Here is a 2965-nt window from a genome sequence, read left to right as displayed (position 1 = left end):
AAAAGGAGCTGCGGCGGCGTCTGTCCACCCGGCAGCTCATGGGCATCGACCAGCTCACCGAACACGGCCTGAAGACGACCAAGGGTGAGCTGGTCTTTTATCTTCTCAGCCCGGATAACCTCTCCGTCCTCTCCAGCGACGGCGTCCGAAACCGGGTGCGGACCCTGACGGAGCTCCTCCGGGGCCTGGACTCGGCGGAGCTTCTGGCATTGGACTCCCGCGAGTCCTTCCAGAGCAATAAGGACTACTACCAAATGCGGCTAGAGCAGGAGGAGGTTCCCGCCATCCGGGAGATGCTCCGCCGGAACATGGCCCACCTGGACGACATCCAGTCCACCACCGCCTCGGCGCGGGAGTTCGCCCTCGTCCACCGTGTCGACCCCAAGTCCAACGAGGACTACAGCGCCTTAAAGCAATTGGAGAAGCGTATCCGGGACTGCGGCTTCCACGTCCGTATGGCGGATGAGCAGGACGTGAGGCGGCTCCTGGCCGTCTACTACCAGCAGGACGTGACCACGGAGCGTTTCGACAGCTTCGACGGAGAAGGGAGTGTGCAAGAAAATGGCTAAAAAGCAGAAGAAAAAAGTCCGGGCCGTGAAGCCCGTCGCCCCGAGGGTCAAGGACTTTCTGGACATGATCGCCCCCGCCGCCGTGAAATTCAACACGGATTCCTATGTCCTGGGCGGCTCCTTCCGCTGCGCCCTAGCCCTGCGGAGCTATCCCGCCACCACCGAGGAACTGGCCCTCCTCTGCCACCTGGGCGAGAAAAGCGGCGTGGCTCTCCACATCTATATCCGCCAGGCCACCGCCGGAGAGGAGGACGCCATCATCCACAACGCCCAAAACAAAAACCGGATGGACCGGGGGAACACCAGCAATATGCGCCGGAGCATTAACGCCGAGGCCAACCTCCAGGACGTGGGAACCCTCATCACCACCATGCGCCGCAACAAGGAGCCCCTGGTCCACTGCGCCGTGTTTATTGAGCTCTGCGCCAGGGACGCCGACGGCCTGCGGGCCCTCCGGGATGAGGTGACCGCCACCCTTACCCGCTCCAAGCTGGGAGCGGACCGGCTCTTCCTCGTCCAGAGAAACGGTTTCCTGGCTGTCAATCCGGCGGGATGCAATGTCTTCGCCTCCCAGTTCGAGCGGGTCCTCCCCGCCTCCTCTGTGGCGAATCTCTTCCCCTTCAACTACTCCGGCAAAAACGACCCCAACGGGTTTTACATCGGGAAGGACCGCTTCGGCTCCAACATCATCCTGGACCTGGACCGCCGGGCGGAGGACAAGACCAACGCCAACGTCCTTATCCTGGGCAACTCCGGCCAGGGCAAGAGCTTCCTCCTGAAGCTCCTGCTGTGCAACATTCTGGCCTCCGGCAAATCCGTGATCTGCCTGGACGCGGAGCACGAGCTGGACGACCTGTGCCGGCACATGGACGGCTGTTTCGCCGACGTGATGAGCGGGGAATACATCATCAACCCCCTAGAGCCCAAGCTCTGGAACGCTGAAAGCGAGAGCGACGACGATGCCCCTGACGCCTTCCGTCAGCGCACCCGGCTCAGTCAGCACATCTCCTTCCTGAAGGACTTCTTCCGCTCCTACAAGGACTTCACCGACCGGCACATCGACACCATCGAGCTGATGCTGGAGCGGCTGTACAAGACCTGGGGCCTGAACGACCACACGGACTTCAAGTCCATGCGGCCCAAGGATTTCCCCATCCTCTTGGACCTTTATGAGGTCATGGAGGACGCCTATCAGCACTATGAACAGGAGAAGGACCCGCTGTACCCCAAGGAACTGCTCCAGGAGGTCCTGCTGGGCCTCCACTCCATGTGCAAGGGGGCGGAAAGCAAGTTCTTCAACGGGCACACCAATGTCACCTCCCACCGCTTCCTGGTCTTCGGCGTGAAGGACCTCATCAACGGCAGCCTCGGCGTGCGGAACGCCATGCTGTTCAACCTGCTTTCCTACCTCAGCGACAAGCTGCTGACGGAGGGCCACACCGTCGCCGGCCTGGACGAACTGTACATCTGGCTCTCCAACCCCACCGCCGTGGAGTATATCCGCAATACCCTCAAGCGGGTCCGGAAGAAGGAGTCCGCCCTGCTCATGGCCTCTCAAAACCTGGAGGACTTCGACGTCCCCGGCGTCCGGGAGATGACCCGGCCCCTCTTCGCCATCCCTACGCACCAGTTCCTCTTCAACGCCGGGAATGTGGACAAGCGCTTCTACATGGACAACCTCCAGCTGGAGGCGTCCGAGTTTGAGCTCATCGCCCACCCCCAGAACGGCGTCTGCCTCTTCAAGTGCGGCAACGAGCGGTATCTGCTGGAGGTCCACGCCCCGGAGCACATCCGGGCGCTGTTCGGAGAGGCGGGTGGGCGGTAGTGGCAAAGACGATGGCCTTTAAAATTGACGAGGAGCTTCTGAAGGACATTCATGCCAGTTAGGCGTCCTTCGCACATTACCGCAATACGGTCGCTCATACCTAAGACTTCCGGCAGTTCAGAGGAAATCATGATGATGCTGACTCCCTGCAAGATTAGCTGGTTCAAGATATTGTAGATTTCATATTTAGCGCCTACATCAATCCCGCGTGTAGGTTCATCCACAATCAAAATCTTCGGGGCAGTCATAAGCCACTTACCTAAAACGACTTTTTGTTGGTTACCACCGGAGAGATTTGCAGCCATTTGCTTTGAAGACGGCGTTTTAATCTTCATCTCATCAATATAGCGCAGGACTGCTGATAAGCGTTTACCGCCGCTAAGAATTCCCATAACGGAAAACTTATCCAACGCGGACAAAGACATATTGTCTTCAATATCCATGAACATATTCAGTCCATAGCGCTTTCGATCTTCAGATAAGTAAGAAATACCCTGCCTTATAGCATCAATCGGCCGATTGATTTGAATTTTCTTACCTTCTAAATTCAGGTCCCCACTGCTATAGGGAC

The 2965-nt window shown here is 58.4% G+C and carries 2 protein-coding genes and 1 pseudogene; 2 read left to right on the top strand and 1 reads right to left on the bottom strand.

Features of this window, described 5'->3' with window-relative positions:
- On the top strand, positions 1-569 hold a 569-nt coding region (locus tag JX325_RS14580), incomplete at its 5' end, for a hypothetical protein (RefSeq protein WP_204791804.1).
- Positions 562-2394, top strand: coding sequence for a VirB4 family type IV secretion system protein (locus JX325_RS14575; protein ID WP_204791803.1), 1833 nt, complete (start codon positions 562-564; stop codon positions 2392-2394). The genes JX325_RS14580 and JX325_RS14575, both read left to right, overlap by 8 nt.
- A gap of 269 nt (positions 2395-2663) precedes the next feature.
- Here the strand turns inward: JX325_RS14575 and JX325_RS18250 are convergent.
- A pseudogene (locus tag JX325_RS18250) lies at positions 2664-2897 on the bottom strand (D-xylose ABC transporter ATP-binding protein); the annotation flags it as partial.
- Between the last annotated feature and the right edge of the window lie 68 nt (positions 2898-2965).

Source organism: Oscillibacter sp. CU971 (genome assembly GCF_905219725.1).
Classification (GTDB): domain Bacteria; phylum Bacillota; class Clostridia; order Oscillospirales; family Oscillospiraceae; genus Oscillibacter.
The sequence above is the reverse complement of the archived record's forward strand: the minus strand, read 5'-3'. Positions and strand labels throughout refer to the sequence as shown.